Genomic DNA, 24,608 nt, shown 5'->3' on the forward strand with positions numbered 1-24,608 from the left:
GGCGAGCACCAGCAAGCCCTGACGCGATCGCCTTGAAAGGGATGACATTGAACTCCGCGTAAGCAGGCCTGCCCCGCAATAACCCAGTCCAACAAAAAGCCCCGACTCTTGCGAGCCGGGGCTTTTTCATGACGCTACGACTGGATCAGCCGTTGAACACGTCATCCACGCTCTTGAGCGGGTAGTGCTTCGGATACGGCAGGGTGGCCACACCGGACTCGATGGCGGCCTTGGCCACGGCATCGGAAACCACGGTGATCAGGCGCGCGTCCAGCGGCTTCGGAATGATGTACTCACGGCCGAACTCAAGTCCTTGAACGCCATAGGCCTCGCAGACTTCCTTCGGCACCGGCAACTTGGCCAGGTCCTTCAGGGCGATGGCGGCAGCGATCTTCATCTCTTCGTTGATGCGCTTGGCGCGAACGTCGAGGGCCCCACGGAAGATGAAAGGGAAGCCCAGTACGTTGTTGACCTGGTTCGGGTAGTCCGAGCGACCGGTGGCCATGATCACATCGCTGCGGGTGGCGTGAGCCAGTTCCGGGGCGATTTCCGGGTCCGGGTTCGAGCAGGCGAACACGATCGGGTTGGCGGCCATCGACTTCAGGCCTTCGGCGCTCAGCAGGTTCGGGCCGGACAAGCCGACGAACACGTCTGCGCCGTTCAGGGCGTCAGCCAGGGTGCGCTTGTCGGTGGCGTGGGCGAACTGGGCCTTGTACTGGTTCAGGTCGTCGCGGCCAGCGTGGATCACGCCGCTGCGGTCGATCATGAAGATGTTCTCGACCTTGGCACCCATGCTCACCAGCAGTTTCATGCAGGAGATGGCCGCGGCGCCGGCGCCCAGGCAGACGATCTTGGCGTCTTCGAGCTTCTTGCCGGCGATTTCCAGGGCGTTGATCATGCCGGCCGCGGTAACGATAGCGGTGCCGTGCTGGTCATCGTGGAAGACGGGAATGTCGCACTGCTCGATCAGCGTGCGCTCGATCTCGAAGCACTCAGGTGCCTTGATGTCTTCCAGGTTGATGCCGCCGAAGGTGATGGAGATGCGGCGAACGGTGTCGATGAAGGCTTGCGGGCTCTCCGACTCGACTTCGATATCGAACACATCGATACCGGCGAAACGCTTGAACAGAACACCCTTGCCTTCCATGACCGGCTTGGAGGCCAGTGGGCCGAGGTCACCCAGACCGAGGATGGCGGTGCCATCGGAGATCACCGCAACCAGGTTGCCCTTGCCGGTGTACTTGTAGGCCAGCTCCGGATCACGGCCGATCTCGCGCACAGGCTCGGCGACACCCGGGCTGTAGGCCAGGGCGAGGTCACGGGCGGTGGCGGTTGGCTTGGAGAGCTCGACGCTCAGTTTCCCCGGACGAGGCTGAGCGTGGTATTCGAGAGCGGCGGTTTTCAGGTCTGACATGATGGGCATTCCGCTATTTACTGTTCTGACGGACCGCCGAGGATACGCAAAGAGCCGGGGGGCGACAAGACTGCCCGGTCACTATGTGTCAAGGCCTTTGGCCTACGACTTTACGCTATAATCCACGGGGCTTTCGGGAGCCAGTGTGTACAATCCAATAGCAAAATGTCTACAACTATTTAGCCAGAAACAAGCGCCAACATGCTCGGATCGGTCAATGGCAACAGCCAGCGTCGCTGCCCAGGCTTGAGCCCGCCCTTGCGGGAACGATCCAGCACCCAGCCACGCGCCTCGACCTGGCGTCCCTTGAGGTTAGCGAAGAAGCTGGCGGGGAAGTGGCGCTGCAGACGAGCGGGAACCTGCAGGACGACGCTCTCGTCAAGCTCCAGCCAGATGCCGCCGCGATTACGCTCGATCCCGTTGATCCTGCCGCCGATCACCGCGAATCCGGATTGCCGCACATCGCGCCCACGCGTGACCGGCGATTGTCGCCACAGTCCTGCCCTGGCCTTGCGCGCCTGCTGCTCGGCCTGCTGCTGGCAGCCCGACAGCAGCACGTTGGGTGCAATGGCCACCTGGTAGCCCAGGCCCTCGCTGAGCAGTTGTGCTTCCAGATTGTTGCCAGTGCGGCCGTAGATATGCGCCAGGATACGGCCGTACTTGTCCTTGGGTTCGACGCCTGGAACCAGCCCGACACGGCCATCGCTGGCCTTCACCAGCGCCTGCAGGCGCTTCTTGGCAGCCTCGGCATAAGGTTCGCTGGGGCGCCCCTTGCGGCCGATCTCGGGAGCATTGATACCGATCAGTCGCACGCTGCGCCCATCGCTCAGGCGCAAGGTGTCGCCATCGACCACCTGACGTACCGCCACCGCTTGCACCCTTTCGGGCATCGGGCAGAAGGCCAGGGCAGGAAAGTGCCAGATCGCGCCCACAAAAAAGGCGCCCACAAGGGGCGCCTTCTTTTGCAACAGCGCGAACCCCGAAGGCTTCGCCACGTGCATGATTACTTCTTGGCACCGAACATGCCGAAGCGATCGGCGAACTTCTGTACGCGGCCGCCGGTGTCCAGGACTTTCTGCTTACCGGTGTAGAACGGGTGGCACAGGTTGCAAACGTCGATCGCCAGGACGCTGCCCATGGTCGAACGAGTTTCAAACTTGTTGCCGCAGCTGCAGGTGACTGCAACTACTTCGTAGTTCGGATGAATATCTGCTTTCATGGTCACTTCCTCGAGCTGCGTGCCGCCACCCAACACCTATTGTTGAATACCGCACGTAATTAGGCGGCGAATAATACCAGAGAGCAGCCGTAGCGCAAGTTGTCGCTTGCACCGACCGTCGTCTGCTAGGCTCGCCTGATTTGTGAAACACCCTCCAGAGACCTTCCGCGTGTCCGACGTCATTCTGCGCCTTGCCCTGCCCTCGCCCCTGCGTCGCCTGTTCGACTACCGGGCACCCGCGAGCATGGCGCGCCAGGCACTGACGCCAGGCATGCGCATCCGCGTGCCATTCGGCCGCCGCGAGATGATCGGGGTACTGGTGGAGGTCGCCGAGCACAGCGAGGTGCCAGCCGACAAGCTCAAGCCGGCCAGCGCCCTGCTCGACCCGGTCTCCCCCCTGCCGCCGGCATTGTTCAAGTTGTGTCTGTGGACGGCCCAGTACTACCAGCACAGCCTGGGCGACACTCTCAACTGGGCCCTGCCGACGCTGCTGCGCCAGGGCGAACCGGCCGAGGCGCGCCAGGAACGCTTCTGGCATGTCGCGCCCGGTGCGCGCCTGGAAGACCCGCGCATCGCCCGCGCCCCGCGCCAGCGCGACGCTCTCAAGACCCTGTCGCAGCACCCCCACGGCGTAGCCCACAGCCTGTTGAGCAAGCTTGGTCTGAACAAGGACAGCCTCGACCTGCTGCTGGCCAAGGAACTGGTGGAAGTCGAAGTACGCCGCCATCTGCCGGCCGCACGCCACGAGCACTGGCTGGCCCAACCGGAACTGCCGCTCAACGAAGAACAGCGCGCTGCCTTCGAGGCCGTGCGCTCGGGCTTCAGCGCCTTCCACGCCTACCTGCTGGCTGGCGTCACCGGCAGCGGCAAGACCGAGGTCTACCTGCAGCTGATTCGCGAAACCCTCGAAGCCGGCAAGCAGGCCCTTATCCTGATCCCCGAGATCAATCTCGGCCCGCAGACCCTGCAACGCTTCGAGCAACGCTTCAACGCGCGCATCGCCCTGCTGCATTCGGCGGTGGGTGATCGCGAGCGCCTGGACGCCTGGCTGGCGGCACGCGATGGCGATGCGGACATCATCATCGGCACCCGTTCGGCACTGTTCACCCCTATGAAGAACCCGGGCCTGATCATCATCGACGAAGAACACGACGGTTCTTATAAACAGCAGGAAGGCCTGCGCTACCACGCCCGCGACCTGGCCGTGGTGCGTGCGCACCAGGAGAACATCCCGATTCTGCTGGGCTCGGCCACACCGTCGCTGGAAAGCCTGCACAACGCCCACAGTGGCCGCTACGGCCTGCTGCGCATGAACCAGCGCGCCGGCGGCGCCAAAGCACCGCGCTTCCTGCGCCTTGACGTACGCAGCCTGCCACTGGACAGCGGCATCAGCGGCCCATTGCAGCAGGCCATCCGCCAGACACTCGAGGCCGGCCAGCAGGTGCTGGTGTTCCTCAACCGCCGCGGCTTCGCCCCCACATTGCTGTGCCACGACTGCGGCTGGCTCTCCGAATGCCCACGTTGCGATGCGCGCATGACCGTGCACCAACGCTCCGCCGTGCTGCGCTGCCACCATTGCGGCTACGACGAGCGCCTGCCGCTGCAGTGCCCGCAATGCGCCCACGTCGACCTGCGCCCGGTAGGCGCCGGTACCGAGCGTGCCGAGGAGCGCCTGAAGGTGCTGTTCCCGGATTACCCGATCCTGCGCGTGGACCGCGACAGCACCTCGCGCAAGGACGCCATGCACAACCTGTTCGCCACTATCCAGCGTGGTCAGCCGAGCATCCTGGTCGGCACCCAGATGCTGGCCAAGGGGCACCATTTCCCCCGCGTCACCCTGGTCGCGATCCTCGATGCCGACGGCGGGCTGTTCTCCGGCGACTTCCGCGCCAGCGAACGCATGGCCCAGCTGATCGTCCAGGTGGCCGGCCGGGCCGGCCGGGCCGAAGAGCCGGGCAAGGTCATCGTGCAAACCCACCTGGCCGATCACCCACTGCTGGTGCAGTTGACAGAGCAGGGCTACTTCGCCTTTGCCGAACAGGCCTTGAGCGAGCGCCGTGCGGCCGGGCTGCCGCCGTTCGCTCACCTGGCGCTGCTGCGCGCCGACGCGCACAAGCCGGGCCAGGCGGAAGGCTTCCTTGACGAAGCCTGCGCCGCCGCCGAGCGCATACTTGCCGAGCAGGGGCTGCACGGCATCGAGTTGCTCGGCCCGGTCCCGGCACCCATGGAGCGACGGGCGGGCAGGTTCCGTGCGCAACTATTGCTCCAGGCCAATGCCCGGGCACCCCTGCATCGACTGATCAGTGCCTGGTTGCTAGTGTTGGAGCAGATGCCGTCGGGGCGCCAGGTGCGCTGGTCGCTGGATGTCGATCCGGTCGACCTTTACTGACTTTTTGAGGGTTGGCGTGGGGGGGGGGGGGGGGGGGGGGGGGGGGGGGGGGCGGCCCGGGGCCCCCCCCCCCCCCCCCCCCCCCCCCCCCCCCCACACCGACAATGGACTGTGCCCCAAAAGGTTGGCAACCCGCCCCCGGCAACGGATAATGCCCAGTTTTTCCACCTGCGCATCGAAGCGCTCCACCGCGCTTGCGGTCGAAAAGAGACCCTCATGAAAGACACCATTCGCCAGCTGATCCAGCAAGCCCTCACCCAACTCGTCGCCGACGGTGTGCTGCCTGAAGGGCTGACGCCGGCGATCCAGGTGGAAAACGCCCGGGACAAGACCCACGGCGACTTCGCCAGCAACATCGCCATGATGCTGGCCAAGCCGGCCGGCATGAAACCGCGCGACCTGGCCGAGAAGATCATCGCCGCCCTGCCGGCCAGCGCCGACATCAGCAAGGCCGAGATCGCCGGCCCCGGCTTCCTCAACTTCTTCCAGAACACCGAAGCGCTGGCAGGCCGCCTCGACGCCGCCCTGAGCGATGGCCACCTGGGCGTGCGCAAGACCGGCCCGGCGGAAAAAGTGGTGATAGACATGTCGGCACCGAACCTGGCGAAGGAGATGCACGTCGGCCACCTGCGCTCGACCATCATCGGCGACAGCGTTGCCCGGGTACTGGAGTTCCTCGGTGACGACGTCATCCGCCAGAACCACGTGGGTGACTGGGGTACCCAGTTCGGCATGCTGATGGCCTACCTCCAGGAAAACCCGATCACCAGTGACGAGCTGTCGGATCTGGAGAACTTCTACCGCGCCGCCAAGAAGCGCTTCGACGAGTCCGAAGAGTTCGCCACCCGCGCCCGCGGGCTGGTGGTCAAGCTGCAGGCCGGTGATCCCGAGTGCCTGGCGCTGTGGACGCGCTTCAAGGACATCTCGCTGTCGCACTGCCAGAAGACCTACGAGCTGCTCAACGTCAAGCTGACCATGGCCGACGTGATGGGCGAGAGCGCCTACAACGCCGACCTGGCCAACGTGGTCGCCGACCTCAAGGCCAAGGGCCTGCTGGTCGAGGACCAGGGCGCGCAGTGCGTGTTCCTCGAGGAATTCAAGAACGCCGAGGGCGAGCCGCTGCCGGTGATCGTGCAGAAGGCCGACGGCGGTTACCTATACGCCACCACCGACCTGGCCGCCGTGCGCTACCGCAGCAACAAGCTGCAGGCCGACCGTGCCCTGTACTTCGTCGACCAGCGCCAGGCCCTGCACTTCAACCAGGTGTTCGAAGTGGCCCGTCGCGCAGGTTTTGTCGGCCACCCGATGAAGATGGAGCACATGGGCTTCGGCACCATGAACGGCGCCGATGGCCGCCCGTTCAAGACCCGCGATGGCGGCACCGTCAAGCTGATCGACCTGCTCACCGAGGCCAAGGACCGAGCCTATGCGCTGGTCAAGGAGAAGAACCCGTCGCTGGCCGAGGACGAGCTGCGCCACATCGGTGAAGTGGTCGGCATCGGCGCGGTCAAGTACGCCGACCTGTCGAAGCACCGCACCAGCGACTACAGCTTCAACTTCGAATTGATGTTGAACTTCGAGGGCAACACCGCGCCGTACCTGCTGTACGCCTACACCCGCGTGGCCGGCGTGTTCCGCAAGCTCGGCAAGGGCTTCGACGAAGTCGACGGCAGCATCGTCCTGCAGGCAGCGCACGAGCAGGACCTGGCCGCGCGCCTGGCGCAGTTCGGCGAGATCCTCAACAACGTCGCCGAAAAAGGCACGCCTCACGTGCTGTGCACCTACCTGTACGACCTCGCCGGCCTGTTCTCCAGCTTCTACGAGAACTGCCCGATCCTTTCCGCCGAAACCGCCGAACAACAGCAGAGCCGCCTGCGCCTGGCCGCCCTGACCGGCCGCACCCTCAAGCAGGGCCTGGAACTGCTCGGCCTGGAAACCCTGGAGCGCATGTAAGTTGGCTGCAAAGAAGAAACCCGCACCCAAGCGCGGCGCCAGCCGCTCCCAGCCGCCCGCCAGCAAGCAGCCGATTCCGGGCTGGGTGTGGCTGGCGGTCGGCCTGACCGTGGGGGCGTTCATCGTCTTCCTGATGAAGCTCGAACCCGGTGGCGCTGATATCAAGCGCACCAAGCCCGAGCAACATAAGCAGGAGAAGGTCGCCGAAGCGAGCAAGACCACCACGCCGACGCCACAGCAACCGGTGAAGCCGAAGTACGACTTCTATACGCTGCTGCCGGAGTCGGAAGTGATCGTACCGCCCGAGGCCGTGCCGGAGAAAACTCCGCCGGTACCGGCGCAACCGCCCGTGCCAAGCACGCCGGTCACCCCTGCGGAAGCGGCGAAGATCGACACCGCCCGGGCCCAGGCCGCCCTGCTGGGCCAGACACCGCCACCGGCACCACCGGTGATCAAGCCAGCGGCCACGACCCAGTTCTTCCTGCAGGCCGGCTCGTTCCGCAAGCAGGCCGATGCCGACAAGGTCCGTGCGCAGATCATCCTGCTTGGCCAGGCGGTCAAGGTTGAGTCGGGCACGGTGAAGGAAGAGACCTGGTACCGCGTGATGGTCGGCCCGTTCAGCAACCGCGAACAGCTGACCGTGGCGCAGAAACAGCTGGCCGGGGCAGGTTTCAGCAACCTGCTGCTGCAACAGCGGCGTCAGTAACGAAAAAGGCCTTGCCGCTCAGCGACAAGGCCTTTTTTCATACCCGGCGACGCTCGGCGTTGACCTGGGAAATCTGGCTGTTGAGCGTCCAGAAGTCATAAAGCACACCCAACAGGAACAACCCTCCGGTGAACAGGTAGATCAGCGCGCTGATCCACTTGCCCTGATACAGCCGATGCACGCCGAAGATGCCGAGGAAGGTCAGGAGTATCCACGCCAGGTTGTAGTCCACGCCGCCCGACTCGAAACGCATGTCTGCCTCACGGTCCATCGACGGGATCAGGAACAGGTCGATCAGCCAGCCGATGCCCAGCAAGCCCAGGGTGAAGAACCAGATGGTTCCGGTGATCGGCTTGCCGTAGTAGAAGCGGTGCGAGCCGGTAAAGCCGAAGATCCACAGCAGGTAGCCGAGAACCTTGCTATGGGTGTCGTGCGAGGGAGCACCCTGTTGATAACCATTCATTCGAAGCCCTCGTGGGATAGCCGAAAATTTTCTAAGGAAAAATGTGACTTTTTCGTTTTGACCCGACATATGGTACGTGCTTGAGCGACCAACGGATCAGAATTTGATCAAAAAGCTGTTATAAAGTTGCGCGCCAACACTTATAAGAGCTTCATCTATGCCACCTTTTATCAAGACATGGCTGACCCTCTGCCTTTTGTTACCCCTGGCCGCCCACGCCACCAACCGTGAGCAACGACTTCCCAGCGGATTCACCGGCTATACGACCAACGCCGACGCCACGGTGAAACGCACCCCGATCCAGTATCGCAGCAGTTCCGTGCGCGCTCGCCCGGCCAACGCCGCCAAGCAGCAACAAGCTGTGGGCATGCAGGCCGTGGCCATGTCACCCAAGCAGAGCAGTGAAGTGCTCAGCCGCGCCGTGAACGTACTAGGTACGCCCTATCGTTGGGGCGGCAGCAGCCCGAAGAAGGGCTTCGATTGCAGCGGCCTGGTCAAGTACGCGTTCAACGATGTGGCCGATGTCGACCTGCCGCGCACCTCCAACGCAATGGCCCGGGGCCAGGGCGTCAAGGTCGCCAAGAGCGATCTCAAGCCGGGCGACCTGATCTTCTTCAACATCAAGAGTCGCCGGGTCAATCACGTAGCCATCTACCTGGGCAACGATCGCTTCATCCACGCGCCACGCACCGGCAAACGGGTGAGCATCGACAGCCTGGAAAAACCTTATTGGCAAAAGCACTACGTGGTAGCCAAGCGCGTCCTGCCCAAGAACCAGCAGGCGTTGGCCCTGGCCAAGCGCTAAGCCCTCAATCGCGGGCTTGCCCCAGCAGGCAGCAATGCTAATCAACCAGGCCGTTCTGCCTGAGCGCCCGCATTGCTCCCTCCATCGTCTGCATCCCAAATGCCGCCCCCGCCTGCATCACCGACTGCACCTGTGCCATGCGCCCCTCGCGAATCAGGTTGCGCATCGCTGGCGTCGCTATTAGTACCTCTCTTGCGGCGACCCTGCCGCCGCCCACCCGCCTGAGCAGCACCTGAGCCACCACCAGGCGCAGTGATTCAGCCAGCATCATGCGCACCAGCGGCTTCTCCTCGGCCGCGAACACCTCTACCAGCCGGTCGATGCTGTTCACCGCCGAGCGGGTGTGCACCGTTGCCAGCACCAGATGCCCGGTTTCTGCCGCGCGCAACGCCAGGCGGATGCTCTCCAGATCACGCAACTCACCCACCATGATCACATCCGGATCCTGGCGCAGGGCGCTGCGCAGCCCTTGGGCGAAGTCACGGCTGTGCACGCCGATCTCCCGCTGGTTGACCAGGCAACCCTGGCCGCTGTGGATAAATTCGATAGGATCTTCAAGGGTGATGACCTGTAACGCGCGTTCGCGATTGATCTGATCGAGCAGCGCCGCCAGGGTGCTGGACTTGCCGCTACCCGTCGGCCCGCCCACCAGCACCAGGCCATCCCGGCATTGCGCAACGACTTGATACACATCGTTCAGATCAAGCTCATCGAGGCTCGGGACCCGAGCCGGGATCAGGCGCGCGCTTGCGCCCAACCCATTGCGCTGGCGGAACAGGTTCAAGCGCAGGCGCCCCACACCGGGCAAGCTCAGCGCCAGATCCAGTTCATCACCGCTCAGCCATTGCCGCCGCTGCCCGTCATCGAGCAGGTCGGCCATTCCCTGCTCCAGAGCGGCGCAGGTCAGCACCGGCACCGCCATGCGCCGCAGCTCGCCATCCAGGCGCAGCAACGGCGGCTCGCCCACGGCCAGGTGCAGGTCGCTGGCGCCCTCGGCCACGGCCCGGCCCAGCAGCTCAGCCACATCCATGAGACTCCCCAACGGCGATCAAGCAGGTAGAATGCCGCAGACCCCAAAGCCTTCGGCGACGAACCATGTCCACCCTAGCAGACAATATTTCCGTCATTGCCCACCGCATCGACAGAGCGGCCCGGGCCGCCGGGCGTGATCCGGCCAGCGTGCAGCTGCTGGCAGTGAGCAAGACCAAGCCCGCCAGCGCCATCCGCGAAGCTCATGCCGCCGGCCTTTGCCACATGGGTGAGAACTACCTTCAGGAAGCGCTGACAAAACAACAGGCGCTTTCCGACCTGCCCTTGATCTGGCACTTCATCGGCCCCATTCAGTCGAACAAGACCAAGGCCATCGCCGAGCACTTCGACTGGGTACATTCCGTGGACCGCCAGAAGATCGCCCAACGCCTCTCGGAGCAGCGCCCCGCCGCGCTGCCGCCGCTGAACATCTGCCTGCAGGTGAATGTCAGCGGCGAGGCCAGCAAGTCCGGTTGCTCGCCCGCCGAACTGCCAGCCCTGGCGCAGGCCGTGAACGCCCTGCCCGGCCTGCGCCTGCGCGGGTTGATGGCGATCCCGGAACCTACCGAGGACCGCGCCGAGCAAGAGGCCGCTTTCGCCACGCTACGTGAACTGCAGGCCCAGCTCGGCCTCGACCTAGACACCCTGTCCATGGGCATGAGCCATGACCTGGAAGCCGCCATCGCCCAAGGTGCGACCTGGGTCCGCATCGGTACCGCCTTGTTCGGCGCCCGCGACTACGGTCAGGCCTGAATCCATGCTTAACTCTCCCTTCCCCCACAAGGACCCGACATGAGCAAGACTCGTATTGCCTTTATCGGCGCCGGCAACATGGCCGCCAGCCTGATTGGCGGCCTGCGCGCCCAGGGCCTGGACACCGCGCTGATCCGCGCCAGCGACCCGGGTGCCGAAACCCGCGCACGGATCACGGCCGAGCACGGCATCGAAGCCTTTGAAGACAACGCCCAGGCCATCGATGGCGTGGACGTGGTCGTCCTGGCAGTCAAACCGCAGGTAATGAAAGCGGTCTGCGAAACGCTGAAGCCGAACCTGAAACCAGGCCAGCTGGTGGTTTCCATTGCCGCCGGCATCACCTGCGCCAGCCTGCAGGCCTGGCTGGGCGCGATCCCCCTGGTGCGCTGCATGCCGAACACCCCGGCGCTGCTGCGCCAAGGCGTCAGCGGCTTGTATGCGACCCGGGAAGTAACCATGGAACAACGCCGCCAGGCCGAACAACTGCTGTCGGCCGTGGGCACCGCCCTGTGGCTTGATGAAGAACAGCAGCTGGACGCCGTGACCGCTGTTTCCGGAAGCGGCCCGGCGTACTTCTTCCTGCTGATCGAGGCCATGACCGCTGCCGGCGAAAAACTCGGTCTGCCGCGCGAGACCGCCTCGCAACTGACCCTGCAGACCGCCCTGGGCGCCGCCCGCATGGCGGTTTCCAGCGACGTCGACGCCGCCGAATTGCGTCGCCGCGTGACCTCGCCGGCCGGCACCACGGAAGCGGCGATCAAATCGTTCCAGGCCAACGGCTTCGAGGCCATCGTCGAACAGGCCCTGCAGGCCGCGGCGAAACGCTCGGCCGAGCTGGCCGAGAAACTGGGCAAATAAGGAGCTTTTGATGAATGCACTGTCCGGCGCCGCGATCTTCGTGGTGCAAACCCTGGTCAGCCTGTACCTGGTGATCGTCCTGCTGCGCTTCGTGCTGCAGCTGGTCAAGGCCGACTTCTACAACCCGCTGAGCCAGTTCGCCGTGCGCGCCACCCAGCCACTGCTCAAGCCGCTGCGCCGCGTGGTCCCCAGCATCGCTGGCCTGGATACCTCCTCGCTGCTGCTGTCGATCATCATCCAGGCGCTGCTGATGGCCTTCGTGCTGATGGTCACCTACGGCACCTTCGGCGACGTCCTGCACCTGCTGATGTGGTCGATCCTGGGCATCACCTCGCTGTTCCTGAAGATCTTCTGGGTGGCGATGATCGTCATGGTGATCGTCTCCTGGGTCGCGCCGAACAGCCATAACCCTGCTGCAGAACTGGCCTACCAGATCAGCGAACCGGTGCTGGCGCCGTTCCGCCGCCTGGTGCCGAACCTCGGCGGCATGGACATTTCGCCGATCTTCGCCTTCATCGCCATCCAGGTGATCCAGTCGTTCCTCATGCCCCAGCTGGCAGCCTACGCCGGCATGCCGCAAGAGCTGTGGCGGATGATCTGACCCACCCTGCATCCAGCGGCAAGCCTTTGCTTGCCGCTGGGGGTAGCGCTCTTTAGACTTACGCCTCCGTCAAGCGTGAGCAGGGTCGATGTCCACTGTCCTTCCCGAAGATTCCGTCGGTCTGGTAACACCGCAGATCGCCCGGTTCGATGAACCGCTGGCCCTGGCCTGTGGCCGCGCCCTGGCCTCGTACGAGCTGATCTACGAAACCTATGGCACCCTCAACAGCAACGCCAGCAATGCCGTGCTGATCTGCCATGCGTTGTCCGGCCACCATCATGCCGCTGGCTACCATGCCGCCACCGACCGCAAGCCGGGCTGGTGGGACAGCTGCATCGGCCCCGGCAAGCCCATCGACACCAACCGTTTCTTCGTGGTCAGCCTGAACAACCTCGGCGGTTGCAATGGCAGCACCGGCCCAAGCAGTCTCAATCCGGCCACCGGCAAGCCCTACGGCGCCGATTTCCCGGTGCTGACCGTGGAAGACTGGGTGCACAGCCAGGCGCGCCTGGCCGATCGCCTGGGGATCCACACCTGGGCCGCCATCGTCGGCGGCAGCCTGGGCGGCATGCAGGCGCTGCAATGGACCATCACCTACCCGGACCGGGTGCGCCACTGCGTGGACATCGCCTCGGCGCCCAAGCTGTCGGCGCAGAACATCGCCTTCAACGAAGTGGCGCGCCAGGCCATCCTCACCGACCCGGAATTCCACGGTGGTTCGTTCCAGGACCGGGGCGTGATCCCCAAGCGCGGCCTGATGCTGGCGCGCATGGTCGGTCACATCACCTACCTGTCCGACGACTCGATGGGCGAGAAATTCGGCCGCGAGCTCAAGAGCGACAAGCTCAACTACGACTTCCACAGCGTCGAATTCCAGGTCGAGAGCTACCTGCGCTACCAGGGCGAGGAGTTCTCCGGGCGCTTCGACGCCAACACCTACCTGCTGATGACCAAGGCACTGGACTATTACGACCCGGCCGCCGCCCACGGCGGTGACCTGGCGGCGACCCTGGCACATGTGACGGCGGACTACTGCATCATGTCGTTCACCACCGACTGGCGCTTCTCGCCGGCCCGTTCGCGGGAGATCGTCGACGCCCTGATGGCCGCGCGCAAGAACGTCTGCTACCTGGACATCGACTCGCCTTACGGCCACGACGCCTTCCTCATCCCGACCCCCCGCTACATGCAGGGTTTCGCCAACTACATGAACCGCATCGCCGTTTGAGGACCCCATGAGAGCCGACCTGGAAATCATCCAAGACTGGATCCCCGCCGGCAGCCGGGTACTCGACCTGGGCTGCGGCAACGGCGAACTGCTGGCCTCGCTGCGCGAGCGCAAGAACGTCACCGGCTACGGCCTGGAGATCGACCCCGACAACATCGCCGCCTGCGTGGCCAAGGGTGTCAACGTGATCGAGCAGGACTTGGACAAGGGCCTGGGCAACTTCGCCAGCAACAGCTTCGACGTGGTGGTCATGACCCAGGCCCTGCAGGCCGTGGAGTACCCCGACCGGATCCTCGACGAAATGCTGCGGGTGGGCCGCCAGTGCATCATCACCTTCCCCAACTTCGGCCACTGGCGCTGCCGCTGGTACCTGGCGACCAAGGGTCGCATGCCGGTCTCGGACTTCATGCCGTATACCTGGTACAACACACCGAACATCCACTTCTGCACCTTCGAGGACTTCGAGAACCTGTGCCATGAGCGCAAGGCCAAGGTCCTCGACCGCCTCGCCGTCGACCACCTGCACCGTAACGGGTTGGGTGGACGGCTTTGGCCTAATCTTCTAGGTGAGATCGGTATCTATCGGGTCAGCAGCCCGGGCCTGCAGGAGCATCAGCTCGCGGTCTGACCCTCAACGGAGGAATGGCATCATGCGTCGACTAGCACTGTTTCTGATCAGCCTGTGCCTGGCCTTGCCGGTACTGGCTGCCGATGCCGCCAGGCCCGAGCGCAAGGAAGTGTTCGGTGATGTGACGGTCCACTACAGCGCCTTCACCTCAAGCATGCTGCAACCCGACATAGCTGCCGCCACGGGCCTGACCCGCAGCAAGAACCAGGGCGTGCTCAACATCGCCGTGCTCAAGGCCGGCAAACCCGCGATGGCGGTAGTCAGCGGCACAGTGAAAGATCTCACCGGGCGCAGCAGTCCGTTGTCGTTCAAGCAGATTACCGATCAGGGTGCGGTGTACTACATCGCACAGTTCAAGATCGACCAGGCCGAGACCGTCACCTTCGACCTCAACGTCGAGACCGGCGGCGTCAGCAATAAACTCAGCTTCAATCAGGAAGTGTTCCCAGGCGAATGATGAATATCCAGCAACTCGTATTGGCCAGCCATAACGCCGGCAAACTCAAGGAACTGCAGGCCATGCTCGGCGAGTCCGTGAACCTTCGCTCGATTGGTGAATTCAGCCAGGTTGAGCCGGAGGAAACCGGCCTGTCGTTCGTCGAGAACGCCATCCTCAAGGCGCGCAATGCCGCGCGCATCTCCGGCCTGCCGGCCCTGGCCGACGACTCGGGCCTGGCGGTGGACTTCCTCGGCGGCGCGCCGGGTATCTACTCGGCGCGCTATGCCGACGGCAAGGGCGACGCGGCGAACAACGCCAAGCTGCTCGATGCGCTCAAGGACGTTCCTGAAGACCAGCGCGGCGCGCAGTTCGTCTGCGTTCTGGCCCTGGTGCGGCACGCCGACGACCCGCTGCCGATCCTCTGCGAAGGCCTGTGGCACGGCAGCATCCTGTTCGAAGCCAGCGGCGAACACGGTTTCGGCTACGACCCGCTGTTCTGGGTGCCGGAGCGCAAGTGCTCCAGCGCCGACCTGGCGCCTGCCGACAAGAACCAGCTCAGCCACCGCGCCCGCGCCATGGCCCTGCTGCGTCAGCGTCTGGGCCTGGCATGAGCGAAAAGCTGTTGGTACAGCCGGCGGGCCTGATCCTTCCCGAACTCCCGCCGCTGTCGCTCTATATCCATATTCCCTGGTGCGTGCGCAAATGCCCGTACTGCGACTTCAACTCGCACCAGGCCGGCCCGATCCTGCCGGAAGCCGAGTACATCGACGCCCTGCTCGCCGACCTCGACCAGGAAATGCATGCCGTGCAGGGCCGTCCGATCAGCACGATCTTCTTCGGCGGCGGCACCCCGAGCCTGTTCAGCGCCGACGCGCTTGGGCGCCTGCTGCGCGGTATCGAGCAACGCATCCCGTTCGCCCCGGACATCGAGATCACCCTCGAGGCCAACCCGGGTACCTTCGAGCAGGAGAAGTTCAAGGCCTACCGCCAGACCGGCATCAACCGGCTATCCATCGGCGTGCAGAGTTTCCAGCCCGCCAAGCTCGAAAGGCTCGGGCGCATCCACAATGGCGCCGAAGCGGTGCGCGCCGCCGATATGGCCCGCGCTGCGGGCTTCGACAACTTCAACATGGACCTGATGCACGGTTTGCCGGACCAGTCGCTCGACGACGCCCTAAGTGACCTGCGCCAGGCCATCGAACTGGCGCCGACGCACCTGTCCTGGTACCAGCTGACGGTAGAACCCAACACCGTGTTCTGGAACCAGCCACCTGAGCTGCCCGAGGACGACATCCTCTGGGATATCCAGGAAGCCGGCCAGGCGCTGATGGCCGACCACGGTTACCGCCAGTATGAAGTCTCGGCCTACGCCCAAGCCGGTCGTGCCGCGCGGCACAACCTGAACTACTGGCGCTTCGGCGACTTCATCGGCATCGGTGCCGGCGCCCATGGCAAGCTGTCATTCCCGGACGGGCGCATCCTGCGTACCTGGAAGACCCGCCTGCCCAAGGACTACCTGAACCCGTCCAAGCCGTTCAAGGCCGGTGAGAAGCTGTTGCCGGCCGATGAGCTACCCTTCGAGTTCCTGATGAACGCGCTGCGCCTCACCGACGGCGTGGAGGCCGAGCTGTTCAACCTGCGTACCGGCCTGCCCCTTGCACAACTGGCCGAAGCCCGCCGTGAAGCCGAACAAAAAGGCCTTTTGCGGGTCGAACCGGATCGGCTGGCCGCCACGCCGCGCGGCCAGCTGTTCCTCAACGACCTGCTGCAGTACTTCTTGAATTAAGGATGACCCATGGACCTGGTACTTGACCTGCTCTCGACCGTTTCCCGCTGGAGCCGCAGCAACCTCTCGGAGATTTCGCTGGCCCTGGTGGGCTGCCTGCTGGTGCTGTTCGGCACCGATATCAAAGGCTGGGTCGAAGGGCGCCTGGGCGGCCTGGCCGGCGCCCTGCGCGTGCCGTTCATGGCACTGCTGGTGATGATCGGCAGCGGTGCGGCGCTGATCTATGCGACGCCGTGGATCGTCAAGGGGCTGGGGCAGTTCAACAACTATGCGCTGGCGCCGGTGCTGCTGGTGGTGCTGGTTTTGATCGGCGTGGTCGCTGATCGGCGGGGGTGAGCGTCCGCTAAAAGCCGCCCTGGCGGGCCAGGGCGGCTTCTCACCCGACTAACCTCTTAACGGGCATCATAGAAGTGATCACGCAGGAAGTCCCTGACGGTCCTGAAAATGATCAGGATCCGAATGAGCTTCCAGACGCGGCTCAGCGTATTCAGCAAACGCTTCATATGCCTTGGCCTCCGTGTTGGCTGGGCCATTCTTCCAGCGTCTAACCGGCACTTCGACACCTTCGGAGAGCATGTGACTGCCTCCAGTGAAGCGGCCAGGTTGGTGGCCCTTCGATAAATATCACCGGCGCGAGCAAATCGATCTTACGTGAACCTCTTTACCAGAACTGTTACCTGTCCTGTCACACGTAATGCCGGATATTTCCTTGGTTGACCTGTATTCGAGGCCATCCTAAGATCCAGTTGTGACTGTCTCCAGTGATGTTCGTGGGCTAGGCTTCGTAACCCGAGGCCCACATAAAAAAACCGCCCTTCTCAAGGCGGTTTTTTTGCACCTGCAATTTCGCAGGTTTGAAGGACTGCACCGAACGAACCCGGCTCAGCTCACCTTCTCGAACTTCAGATCCCACACCCCATGCCCAAGGCGCTCACCGCGACGCTCGAACTTGGTGATCGGCCGCTCTTCCGGGCGTGGCACGTAGGTACCATCAGCCGCCTGGTTGCGATAGCCGGGCGCTGCGTTCATCACTTCCAGCATGTACTCGGCATAAGGCTCCCAGTCGGTCGCCATGTGGAACACGCCACTGGGCTTGAGCTTGCGGCGCACCAGTTCGGCGAACTCCAGCTGAACGATCCGGCGCTTGTGGTGACGCGCCTTGTGCCACGGATCGGGGAAGAACAGCATCAGGCGGTCAAGGCTGTTGTCCGCCACGCAGCGGTTGAGCACTTCGATGGCATCGCAGTCGTACACCCGCAGGTTCTTCAGCCCCTGTGTCAGCACGCCATTGAGCAGCGCGCCGACACCCGGGCGGTGCACTTCGACACCAATGAAGTCCAGCTCGGGCGAAGCGGCGGCCATTTCCAGCAGCGAGTGGCCCATGCCGAAACCGATCTCCAGGGTACGCGGAGCCGAACGGCCGAACACCTGGTCGTAGTCCACCGGGCTGTCGGTCAGCGGCAGGATGAACAGGGGGCCGCCCTGGTCCAGGCCGCGCTGCTGGCCTTCGGTCATGCGCCCAGCGCGCATCACGAAGCTCTTGATACGGCGGTGCGGACGGGTTTCGCCGTCTTTGGAGATCGGCGTTTCTTGCGATTCAGTCATCAGGAGCTCTTACTTGATCAGACCATCCAGCGGCGAAGAGGCGCTGGCATAGAGTTTTTTCGGCATGCGGCCGGCCAGGTAGGCCATGCGACCGGCAACGATGGCGTGTTTCATGGCCTCGGCCATCAGTACGGGCTGCTGGGCATGGGCGATGGCCGAGTTCATCAGCACCGCTTCGCAACCCATTTCCATGGCGATGGTGGCGTCGGAGGCGGTACCCACGCCGGCATCGACCAGCACCGGCACCTTGGATTCCTCCAGGATGATCTGCAGGTTGTACGGGTTGCAGATGCCAAGGCCGGTGCCGATCAGGCCGGCCAGCGGCATGACGGCGATACAGCCGACTTCGGCCAGCTGACGGGCGATGATCGGGTCATCGCTGGTGTAGACCATCACGTCGAAACCTTCCTTGACCAGCACTTCGGCGGCCTTGAGGGTTTCGATCACATTGGGGAACAGGGTTTTCTGGTCGGCCAGCACTTCCAGCTTCACCAGCGTCCTGGACTCATGGGACTTGCGGCCATCGAGCAGCTCACGGGCCAGGCGGCAGGTGCGCACCGCTTCCGTCGCATCGAAGCAACCGGCGGTGTTCGGCAGGATGGTGTACTTGTCTGGCGACAGCACGTCGAGCAGGTTCGGCTCGCCCGCGTTCTGGCCCAGGTTGGTACGACGCACGGCGACGGTGACGATCTCGGCACCCGAGGCCTCGGTGGCCAGGCGGGTTTCTTCCATGTCACGGTACTTGCCGGTGCCTACCAGCAGGCGCGACTGGAAAGTGCGCCCGGCCAGGATGAAGGGCTTGTCGCTGCGAACGTTGCTCATCGTTGTTCCTCAGGAAAGATTGCGGGACTTTGCTGGCGAGGTTTCAGGGGCGGTTAGCCGCCACCGATGGCGTGGACCACCTCGACCTGGTCGCCGTCCTTGAGCTGCGTGCTCTCGTGCTGGCTGCGCGGCACGATGTCCAGGTTCAGTTCCACCGCCACCCGGCGGCCGGCCAGCTCCAGCCGGCCCAGCAGCGCCGCGACGCTCTCGCCCGCGGGCAGTTCGTAAGGTTCACCGTTCAATTGAATGCGCATGCGCACGGCCACCATTGTTCTTTGGGGGCCCGCATTCTAGCCCCGATCCGCCCTGCAACCCAAGGGCGACACACGCCATTAGTCGCGATTGTGGACCGACCGGTCAGCCCAGCCGCCAGGCGGCCAGCCCCAGGCAAAGCCAGCCAGCAAGGAAGCACAGGCCACCCAGCGGAGTGATCATGCCGAGCTTGCCCAGACCGCTGAGCGTGAGGGCGTAGAGGCTACCGGAGAACAGCAGGATACCTACGGCGAACAAGCCACCGGCCCAGCCGACCAGGCGCCCGGGCAAGTGCGCCGACAGCACCGCCACGCCAAGGATCGCCAGGGCATGCACCAGTTGATAGGTGACACCGGTATGGAAGATCGCCAGGTAGTCGGCGCTGAGGCGGTTTTTCAAGCCATGGGCGGCGAAAGCGCCGAGGGCGACGCCGGTAAAGCCGAAGAACGCGGCGAGCATCAGGAAGCTGCGAAGCATGGGACGACTCCTCGGGAGGGGTCTGTATAATGGCCCGTTCCAACGGTCCGGCCAAGCCATCACCATGCTGTCATCCCTTCTTCGCCGCCTTTCCCGCGCCCTGCTCTGGTTTGCTGCTGGCAGCATCGCCGTGGTCCTGGTGTTGCGCTGGGTGCCGCCGCCCGGCACCGCGCTGATGGTCGAGCGCAAGGTGCAGTCATGGGCCAGCGGCGAGCCGATCGACCTGCAACGCGACTGGACGCCGTGGGAGGATATATCCGACGAGCTCAAGGTGGCGGTCATCGCCGGCGAAGACCAGAAGTTCGCCAGCCACTGGGGCTTCGATATCCCCGCGATCCAGGCGGCGCTGGCCTACAACGAGCGTGGCGGCAAGGTACGCGGCGCCAGCACGCTGACCCAGCAGGTGGCCAAGAACCTGTTCCTGTGGTCCGGGCGCAGCTGGCTGCGCAAGGGGCTGGAAGCCTGGTTCACCGCCCTGATCGAGTTGTTCTGGTCGAAGGAGCGGATACTCGAGGTGTATCTGAACAGTGCCGAATGGGGCAAGGGCGTGTTCGGTGCCCAGGCGGCGGCGCGTTATCACTTCGGCGTGGATGCCAGCCGCCTGACACGACAACAGGCCGCACAGCTCGCGGCGGTGCTGCCAAGCCCGATCAAGTGGAGTGCCAGCCGTCCCAGCGCCTATGTGGCAAGCCGTGCGGGGTGGATCCGCCGGCAGATGAGCCAGTTGGGCGGGCCGAGCTACCTGATGCAACTGGATGCTTCGCGCAGGCTTTAAGGCCCGCTTCCACGCCCCAGTCAGCTTCAACACACAAAAAAGCCGCTGCCTCTTCCGAGAGCAGCGGCTTTTCAATCCAGCCAGGGCGCCGATCAGATCGTGATCAATGCCTTGACCTTGTTCATAGCGTTCTTCTCCAGCTGGCGAATACGCTCGGCCGACACGCTGTACTTCTCTGCCAGCTCATGCAGCGTGGCTTTTTCTTCGGCCAGCCAACGCTGGTAAAGGATGTCGCGGCTGCGATCATCCAGGCCCTGCAGCGCTTCATGCAGGTTGCTGGTGGAGTTGTCGCTCCAGTCAGCGTCCTCCAGTTGCACGGCCGGGTTGTAGCGGTGGTCTTCCAGGTAATGCGCAGGCGACTGGAAGGCGCTGTCGTCGTCGGCTTCCGCCGCCGGGTCGAAGGCCATGTCCTGACCGCTCAGGCGGCTTTCCATCTCACGTACTTCACGCGGCTCCACACCCAGGCTCTCGGCCACTCGATGGACTTCGTCATTGTTCAACCAGGCCAAGCGCTTCTTCTGGCTACGCAGGTTGAAGAACAGCTTGCGCTGGGCCTTGGTGGTGGCCACCTTGACGATGCGCCAGTTGCGCAGGATGAACTCGTGGATCTCGGCCTTGATCCAGTGCACGGCGAAGGACACCAGACGCACGCCCATTTCCGGGTTGAAACGCTTTACCGCCTTCATCAGGCCAACGTTGCCTTCCTGGATCAGATCGGCCTGCGCCAGCCCGTAGCCTGCATAGCTACGCGCGATGTGTACGACGAAACGCAGGTGGGCCATCACCATTTGCCGAGCGGCCTCGAGATCCTGCTCGTAATAGAGACGCTCGGCCAGTTCACGCTCCTGCTCCGGCGTCAGCAAGGGGATGCTGTTGACCGTGTGCACATAGGCTTCCAGGTTTGCACCGGGAACCAGGGCATAGGCAGGTTGCAACGAATTGGTCATTCAAGTACCTCCGGCTTACAGACTCATGCCTTTTGGGCACTGCCAGCATAGACAAGGAACCGTTGTACAAGTTCCAGGATGAAAAATTTGTCAATACTGGCCATGAAACATTTATCGCGGTGCAAGCTCGTTCAAGTGACGAGCGACTGCGATCCATGCACCGATATACCCCAACAGCACCGCCCCGATCAAGAGTGAAACGCCATCCGAGGCCGGTACGCCACCCAGGGCGAAATCACTGCCATACAGGCCGGAAAGCCCGACAACCGCGTCGTTCAGCCAGTTCAGGCCGAACGCCAGGATGCCCCAGGCCAGCACGCCCGCACCCAGTCCATACAGGGCGCCCATGTACAGGAAAGGCCGCCGTACGTAGCTGTCGGTGCCACCGACGAGCTTGATCACTTCGATCTCGACCCGGCGGTTTTCGATATGTAGACGAATTGTGTTACCGATTACCAACAGCAGCGCGGAAATCAGCATCACCGCCAGGCCGAAGACGAACCGGTCACCCAGCTTGAGAATCGCCGCCAGGCGCTCGACCCACACCAGGTCCAGCTGCGCCGCTTCCACGCGAGGTAGCTCGGAAAGGCGCTGACGCAAGGCTTCCAGGGCTGGCTTGTCGACCTCGGTCGGGGTCACCACCACCACGCCGGGCAGTGGGTTGTCCGGCAGTTCGCGCAGCGCCTCGCCCAGGCCCGACTGTTGCTGGAACTCTTCCAGCGCCTGCTCGCGGCTGACGTACTGCGCCTCGGCGACGCCGGGCATGCCCTTGATCTCGTCACGCAGGGCCTCGCCATCGCGGCTGCTGGCATCGAGTTTGAGATACAGCGAGATCTGCGCCGCACGCTGCCACGAGCCGCCGAGTTTCTCGACATTCTTGAGCAACAGCGACAGACCCATGGGCATGCTCAGCGCCACCGCCATTACCAGGCAGGTGAAGAAGCTGCCGATCGGCTGCTTGCCCAAGCGGCGCAAGCTGTCGGCCAGGCTGGCACGGTGGCTTTCCAGCCAGGCGTGCAGGAGGCTGCGGAAGTCCGGGCCATCGTCATCGTGATCGCCACGCTTTTTCTTCGACGGCTGCGGATCGGCGGCTTTCGGCGCGACGCGCTCGGAAACCTTTGGTGTACGTGTGGTGCTCATTGCCCGGCCTCCCCATCGCCGATCAAGCGGCCGCGTTGCAGCGTCAGCATGCGGTGGCGCATGCGCGCGATCAGCGCCAGGTCGTGACTGGCGATCAGTACCGTGGTGCCCAGGCGGTTGATGTCCTCGAAAACGCCCATGATCTCGGCGGCCAGGCGCGGGTCGAGGTTACCGGTGGGCTCATCCGCCAGCAGCAGGGCCGGCTGATGCACGATGGCCCGGGCAATGCCGACCCGTTGTTGCTGGCCGGTGGACAGGTCGGCCGGGAACAGCTCGCCCTTGTCGCTCAGCGACACGCGCTCCAGCGCCGAATCGACGCGTTTGGCGATCTCGGCCTTGGACAGCCCGAGGATCTGCAACGGCAGCGCGATGTTGTTGAACACCGTGCGGTCGAACAGCAACTGGTGGTTCTGGAACACCACGCCGATCTGCCGGCGCAGGAACGGGATCTGCGCATTGCTGATCTGGCCCAGGTCCTGCCCGGCCAGCAGCAGCTTGCCGCTGGTCGGACGTTCCATGGCCAGCAGCAGCCGCAACAGGGTGCTCTTGCCGGCGCCGGAGTGGCCGGTGACGAACAGGAACTCGCCACGACGCGCCCGGAAGCTCAGCTCGTGCAGGCCGACATGGCCGTTGGGATAGCGCTTGGCTACCTGTTCGAATCGGATCATGAAGGTTCACGCTCGGCGAACAGCGCCTTGACGAAAGGTTCGGCTTCGAAGGTGCGCAGGTCGTCGATACCTTCGCCCACACCGATGAAGCGGATCGGGATGTTGAACTGCTTGGCCAGGGCGAAGATCACGCCGCCCTTGGCTGTACCATCCAGCTTGGTCAGAGCCAGGCCGGTCAGCTCGACGCTCTGGTTGAAGTACTTGGCCTGGCTGATGGCGTTCTGCCCGGTACCGGCGTCGAGCACCAGCAGCACCTCGTGCGGCGCCTCGACATCAAGCTTGCCCATGACCCGACGGACCTTCTTCAGCTCTTCCATCAGGTTGTCCTTGGTGTGCAGGCGGCCGGCGGTGTCGGCGATCAGCACATCGACATTACGGGCCTTGGCGGCCTGCACCGCGTCGAAGATCACCGAAGCCGAGTCGGCGCCGGTGTGCTGGGCGATCACCGGGATCTGGTTGCGCTCGCCCCACACCTGCAACTGCTCCACCGCGGCGGCGCGGAAGGTGTCGCCGGCCGCGAGCATGACTTTCTTGCCTTCGAGCTGCAGCTTCTTCGCCAGTTTGCCGATGGTGGTGGTCTTGCCGGCGCCGTTCACGCCAACCACCAGGATCACGTAGGGCTTGTTCTGCGCCTCGATCTTCAGCGGCTGCTCGACCGGGCGCAGCAGCGCGGCCAGCTCTTCCTGCAGCGACTTGTACAGCGCGTCGGCGTCGGCCAATTGCTTGCGGGCAACTTTCTGGGTCAGGTTCTGGACGATGGTCGAGGTGGCCTCGACACCGACGTCGGCGGTCAGCAGCCGGGTCTCGATCTCGTCGAGCAGGTCGTCGTCGATGACCTTCTTGCCGAGGAACAGGCTGGCCATGCCCTCGCCGATGCTGGCGCTGGTCTTCGACAGGCCCTGCTTGAGGCGGGCGAAGAAACCAGGCTTGGATGGCTCGGCGGCCGCAACGACGACAGGCTCTGGGTCGACTGGAGCCGGCACAACGACCGGCGCGGCTTCGACAACCGGTGCTGGAGCGACAATGGCAGCGTCTACCGTTTCGACGGACGGCCGGGCAGGGATGACGGGCGGCGCCTTGGGTTCCAGGTCCTCGACCAATGCCACCGGCTCTTCGGCGACAGGCAAGACCAGGTTGCTGACCGGGGCCGCAGTTACTTCGACCTCGACCGGTTGCAGCGTTGCAACCACCGGCTCTGGCGCAGTCTCCGGCTGCGGTGCAGCAACCACCGGCTCTGGCACGGGCTCCGGCTGCGGCGCTACAACCACCGGCTCTGGCACGGGCTCCGGCTGCGGCGCTACAACCACCGGCTCTGGCACAGGCTCCGGCTGCGGCGCGGCAACCACCGGCTCTGGCACAGGCGCCTGCAACGGCTCGGCAGCCGGTGCGGTCTGCTCGACGGGCGCTTGCGGTGCAGGGGCTTGCGGCTGTTCGGCGGCAGGCTGTTCCGGCTTCTTGCGGAACCAGCTGAACAGGCCTTTCTTCTCGCCAGCCGCGGCCGGCGCTTTTTTGTCGTCGTTGGAACCAAACATGGAAGACGGCTATCTCAGGGTAGCGATGGGCCAGCAGCGGCGCATCGGGAATTCTTAACTCACGCAGAACAGACTACTGTGAAGCCAGCGGGTTCATGCGCAACGTTTTGTCGTAAGGG

28 protein-coding genes are annotated in these 24,608 nt (G+C 64.1%); 14 read left to right on the forward strand and 14 right to left on the reverse strand.

Going from position 1 to position 24,608, the window contains the following annotated elements:
• Positions 1 to 145 precede the first annotated feature (145 nt).
• From OH705_RS16555 to rpmE, 3 genes are all read right to left on the reverse strand, one after another.
• Complete coding sequence (locus OH705_RS16555) at positions 146 to 1,414, reverse strand: malic enzyme-like NAD(P)-binding protein (protein ID WP_023630575.1); 1,269 nt, start codon at positions 1,412 to 1,414, stop codon at positions 146 to 148.
• 179 nt (positions 1,415 to 1,593) lie between these two features.
• Positions 1,594 to 2,415 carry a thermonuclease family protein gene (locus OH705_RS16560; RefSeq protein WP_267302562.1) on the reverse strand — a complete coding sequence of 274 codons (822 nt, stop codon included), beginning with the start codon at positions 2,413 to 2,415 and terminating at the stop codon, positions 1,594 to 1,596.
• A 2-nt stretch (positions 2,416 to 2,417) separates the two neighbouring features.
• Entirely contained in the window at positions 2,418 to 2,633 is a 216-nt protein-coding gene (rpmE, locus tag OH705_RS16565; protein ID WP_031315083.1) for a 50S ribosomal protein L31, read from the reverse strand.
• Between the two features lie 169 nt (positions 2,634 to 2,802).
• On the opposite strand from rpmE, the gene OH705_RS16570 reads away from it, so the two are divergent.
• The 3 genes from OH705_RS16570 (at position 2,803) to OH705_RS16580 (ending at position 7,681) form a co-directional block, all read left to right on the forward strand.
• Positions 2,803 to 5,022 carry a primosomal protein N' gene (locus OH705_RS16570; protein WP_094011028.1) on the forward strand — a complete coding sequence of 740 codons (2,220 nt, stop codon included), beginning with the start codon at positions 2,803 to 2,805 and terminating at the stop codon, positions 5,020 to 5,022.
• Positions 5,023 to 5,238: 216 nt separating this feature from the next.
• Positions 5,239 to 6,975: an arginine--tRNA ligase gene (gene argS / locus OH705_RS16575; RefSeq protein WP_094011027.1), complete on the forward strand. Its 1,737-nt coding sequence runs from the start codon at positions 5,239 to 5,241 to the stop codon at positions 6,973 to 6,975.
• A gap of 1 nt (position 6,976) precedes the next feature.
• Positions 6,977 to 7,681: an SPOR domain-containing protein gene (locus OH705_RS16580; protein ID WP_023630209.1), complete on the forward strand. Its 705-nt coding sequence runs from the start codon at positions 6,977 to 6,979 to the stop codon at positions 7,679 to 7,681.
• A 37-nt stretch (positions 7,682 to 7,718) separates the two neighbouring features.
• On the opposite strand, the gene OH705_RS16585 is transcribed toward OH705_RS16580, so the two are convergent.
• The gene (locus OH705_RS16585; RefSeq protein WP_023630210.1) at positions 7,719 to 8,144 is read right to left on the reverse strand and encodes an NINE protein; all 426 of its coding nucleotides are present in this window, start codon (positions 8,142 to 8,144) and stop codon (positions 7,719 to 7,721) included.
• Positions 8,145 to 8,301: 157 nt separating this feature from the next.
• Between OH705_RS16585 and OH705_RS16590 the strand changes: the two genes are divergently transcribed.
• Positions 8,302 to 8,949: a C40 family peptidase gene (locus tag OH705_RS16590; protein ID WP_267302564.1), complete on the forward strand. Its 648-nt coding sequence runs from the start codon at positions 8,302 to 8,304 to the stop codon at positions 8,947 to 8,949.
• A gap of 37 nt (positions 8,950 to 8,986) precedes the next feature.
• On the opposite strand, the gene OH705_RS16595 is transcribed toward OH705_RS16590, so the two are convergent.
• Positions 8,987 to 9,979 (reverse strand): type IV pilus twitching motility protein PilT, encoded by a 993-nt coding sequence (locus OH705_RS16595; RefSeq protein WP_267302565.1) that lies wholly within the window; start codon positions 9,977 to 9,979, stop codon positions 8,987 to 8,989.
• Positions 9,980 to 10,044: 65 nt separating this feature from the next.
• On the opposite strand from OH705_RS16595, the gene OH705_RS16600 reads away from it, so the two are divergent.
• The 9 genes from OH705_RS16600 (at position 10,045) to OH705_RS16640 (ending at position 16,607) form a co-directional block, all read left to right on the forward strand.
• Entirely contained in the window at positions 10,045 to 10,731 is a 687-nt protein-coding gene (locus tag OH705_RS16600; RefSeq protein WP_267302566.1) for a YggS family pyridoxal phosphate-dependent enzyme, read from the forward strand.
• Positions 10,732 to 10,770: 39 nt separating this feature from the next.
• The gene (gene proC, locus OH705_RS16605) at positions 10,771 to 11,589 is read left to right on the forward strand and encodes a pyrroline-5-carboxylate reductase (RefSeq protein WP_094011023.1); all 819 of its coding nucleotides are present in this window, start codon (positions 10,771 to 10,773) and stop codon (positions 11,587 to 11,589) included.
• A 10-nt stretch (positions 11,590 to 11,599) separates the two neighbouring features.
• Positions 11,600 to 12,190 carry a YggT family protein gene (locus OH705_RS16610; protein WP_023630880.1) on the forward strand — a complete coding sequence of 197 codons (591 nt, stop codon included), beginning with the start codon at positions 11,600 to 11,602 and terminating at the stop codon, positions 12,188 to 12,190.
• Positions 12,191 to 12,278: 88 nt separating this feature from the next.
• Entirely contained in the window at positions 12,279 to 13,418 is a 1,140-nt protein-coding gene (gene metX / locus OH705_RS16615) for a homoserine O-succinyltransferase MetX (protein ID WP_104444775.1), read from the forward strand.
• 7 nt (positions 13,419 to 13,425) lie between these two features.
• Positions 13,426 to 14,046: a methionine biosynthesis protein MetW gene (gene metW, locus OH705_RS16620; RefSeq protein ID WP_023630879.1), complete on the forward strand. Its 621-nt coding sequence runs from the start codon at positions 13,426 to 13,428 to the stop codon at positions 14,044 to 14,046.
• A 22-nt stretch (positions 14,047 to 14,068) separates the two neighbouring features.
• Positions 14,069 to 14,503: a DUF4426 domain-containing protein gene (locus tag OH705_RS16625; RefSeq protein WP_023630878.1), complete on the forward strand. Its 435-nt coding sequence runs from the start codon at positions 14,069 to 14,071 to the stop codon at positions 14,501 to 14,503.
• Entirely contained in the window at positions 14,500 to 15,096 is a 597-nt protein-coding gene (rdgB, locus tag OH705_RS16630; RefSeq protein WP_104444773.1) for an RdgB/HAM1 family non-canonical purine NTP pyrophosphatase, read from the forward strand. The genes OH705_RS16625 and rdgB overlap by 4 nt, the downstream gene beginning before the upstream one ends.
• The gene (hemW, locus tag OH705_RS16635; RefSeq protein WP_094011019.1) at positions 15,093 to 16,271 is read left to right on the forward strand and encodes a radical SAM family heme chaperone HemW; all 1,179 of its coding nucleotides are present in this window, start codon (positions 15,093 to 15,095) and stop codon (positions 16,269 to 16,271) included. Before rdgB ends, hemW begins: the two co-directional genes overlap by 4 nt.
• A gap of 9 nt (positions 16,272 to 16,280) precedes the next feature.
• Positions 16,281 to 16,607 (forward strand): DUF3392 family protein, encoded by a 327-nt coding sequence (locus tag OH705_RS16640; RefSeq protein WP_011531731.1) that lies wholly within the window; start codon positions 16,281 to 16,283, stop codon positions 16,605 to 16,607.
• 78 nt (positions 16,608 to 16,685) lie between these two features.
• On the opposite strand, the gene OH705_RS16645 is transcribed toward OH705_RS16640, so the two are convergent.
• The 5 genes from OH705_RS16645 to OH705_RS16665 form a co-directional block, all read right to left on the reverse strand.
• Positions 16,686 to 16,847 carry a hypothetical protein gene (locus OH705_RS16645; RefSeq protein ID WP_267302567.1) on the reverse strand — a complete coding sequence of 54 codons (162 nt, stop codon included), beginning with the start codon at positions 16,845 to 16,847 and terminating at the stop codon, positions 16,686 to 16,688.
• Between the two features lie 306 nt (positions 16,848 to 17,153).
• Positions 17,154 to 17,876, reverse strand: a complete 723-nt coding sequence (trmB, locus tag OH705_RS16650) for a tRNA (guanosine(46)-N7)-methyltransferase TrmB (RefSeq protein ID WP_267302568.1) — start codon at positions 17,874 to 17,876, stop codon at positions 17,154 to 17,156.
• Positions 17,877 to 17,885: 9 nt separating this feature from the next.
• On the reverse strand, positions 17,886 to 18,698 hold the full coding sequence (locus OH705_RS16655) for a thiazole synthase (protein WP_023629908.1): 813 nt from the start codon (positions 18,696 to 18,698) through the stop codon (positions 17,886 to 17,888).
• Between the two features lie 53 nt (positions 18,699 to 18,751).
• On the reverse strand, positions 18,752 to 18,952 hold the full coding sequence (gene thiS / locus OH705_RS16660) for a sulfur carrier protein ThiS (RefSeq protein WP_038707614.1): 201 nt from the start codon (positions 18,950 to 18,952) through the stop codon (positions 18,752 to 18,754).
• 103 nt (positions 18,953 to 19,055) lie between these two features.
• The gene (locus tag OH705_RS16665; RefSeq protein WP_094011016.1) at positions 19,056 to 19,427 is read right to left on the reverse strand and encodes a DUF423 domain-containing protein; all 372 of its coding nucleotides are present in this window, start codon (positions 19,425 to 19,427) and stop codon (positions 19,056 to 19,058) included.
• 64 nt (positions 19,428 to 19,491) lie between these two features.
• On the opposite strand from OH705_RS16665, the gene mtgA reads away from it, so the two are divergent.
• Positions 19,492 to 20,202: a monofunctional biosynthetic peptidoglycan transglycosylase gene (gene mtgA, locus OH705_RS16670; protein WP_023630665.1), complete on the forward strand. Its 711-nt coding sequence runs from the start codon at positions 19,492 to 19,494 to the stop codon at positions 20,200 to 20,202.
• Positions 20,203 to 20,294: 92 nt separating this feature from the next.
• Here mtgA and rpoH read toward each other — a convergent pair whose 3' ends face one another.
• The 4 genes from rpoH to ftsY form a co-directional block, all read right to left on the reverse strand.
• A complete protein-coding gene (gene rpoH, locus OH705_RS16675; RefSeq protein WP_023630664.1) occupies positions 20,295 to 21,149 on the reverse strand; it encodes an RNA polymerase sigma factor RpoH in 855 nt (284 codons plus the stop codon).
• A 111-nt stretch (positions 21,150 to 21,260) separates the two neighbouring features.
• Positions 21,261 to 22,289 (reverse strand): permease-like cell division protein FtsX, encoded by a 1,029-nt coding sequence (ftsX, locus tag OH705_RS16680; RefSeq protein WP_038706973.1) that lies wholly within the window; start codon positions 22,287 to 22,289, stop codon positions 21,261 to 21,263.
• Complete coding sequence (gene ftsE / locus OH705_RS16685; protein ID WP_011531723.1) at positions 22,286 to 22,957, reverse strand: cell division ATP-binding protein FtsE; 672 nt, start codon at positions 22,955 to 22,957, stop codon at positions 22,286 to 22,288. Before ftsE ends, ftsX begins: the two co-directional genes overlap by 4 nt.
• Positions 22,954 to 24,489: a signal recognition particle-docking protein FtsY gene (gene ftsY, locus OH705_RS16690; protein WP_038706974.1), complete on the reverse strand. Its 1,536-nt coding sequence runs from the start codon at positions 24,487 to 24,489 to the stop codon at positions 22,954 to 22,956. Before ftsY ends, ftsE begins: the two co-directional genes overlap by 4 nt.
• Positions 24,490 to 24,608 lie beyond the last annotated feature (119 nt).

It is taken from the genome of Pseudomonas sp. BJa3 (assembly GCF_026343815.1).
GTDB classification, from domain to species: domain Bacteria; phylum Pseudomonadota; class Gammaproteobacteria; order Pseudomonadales; family Pseudomonadaceae; genus Aquipseudomonas; species Aquipseudomonas soli.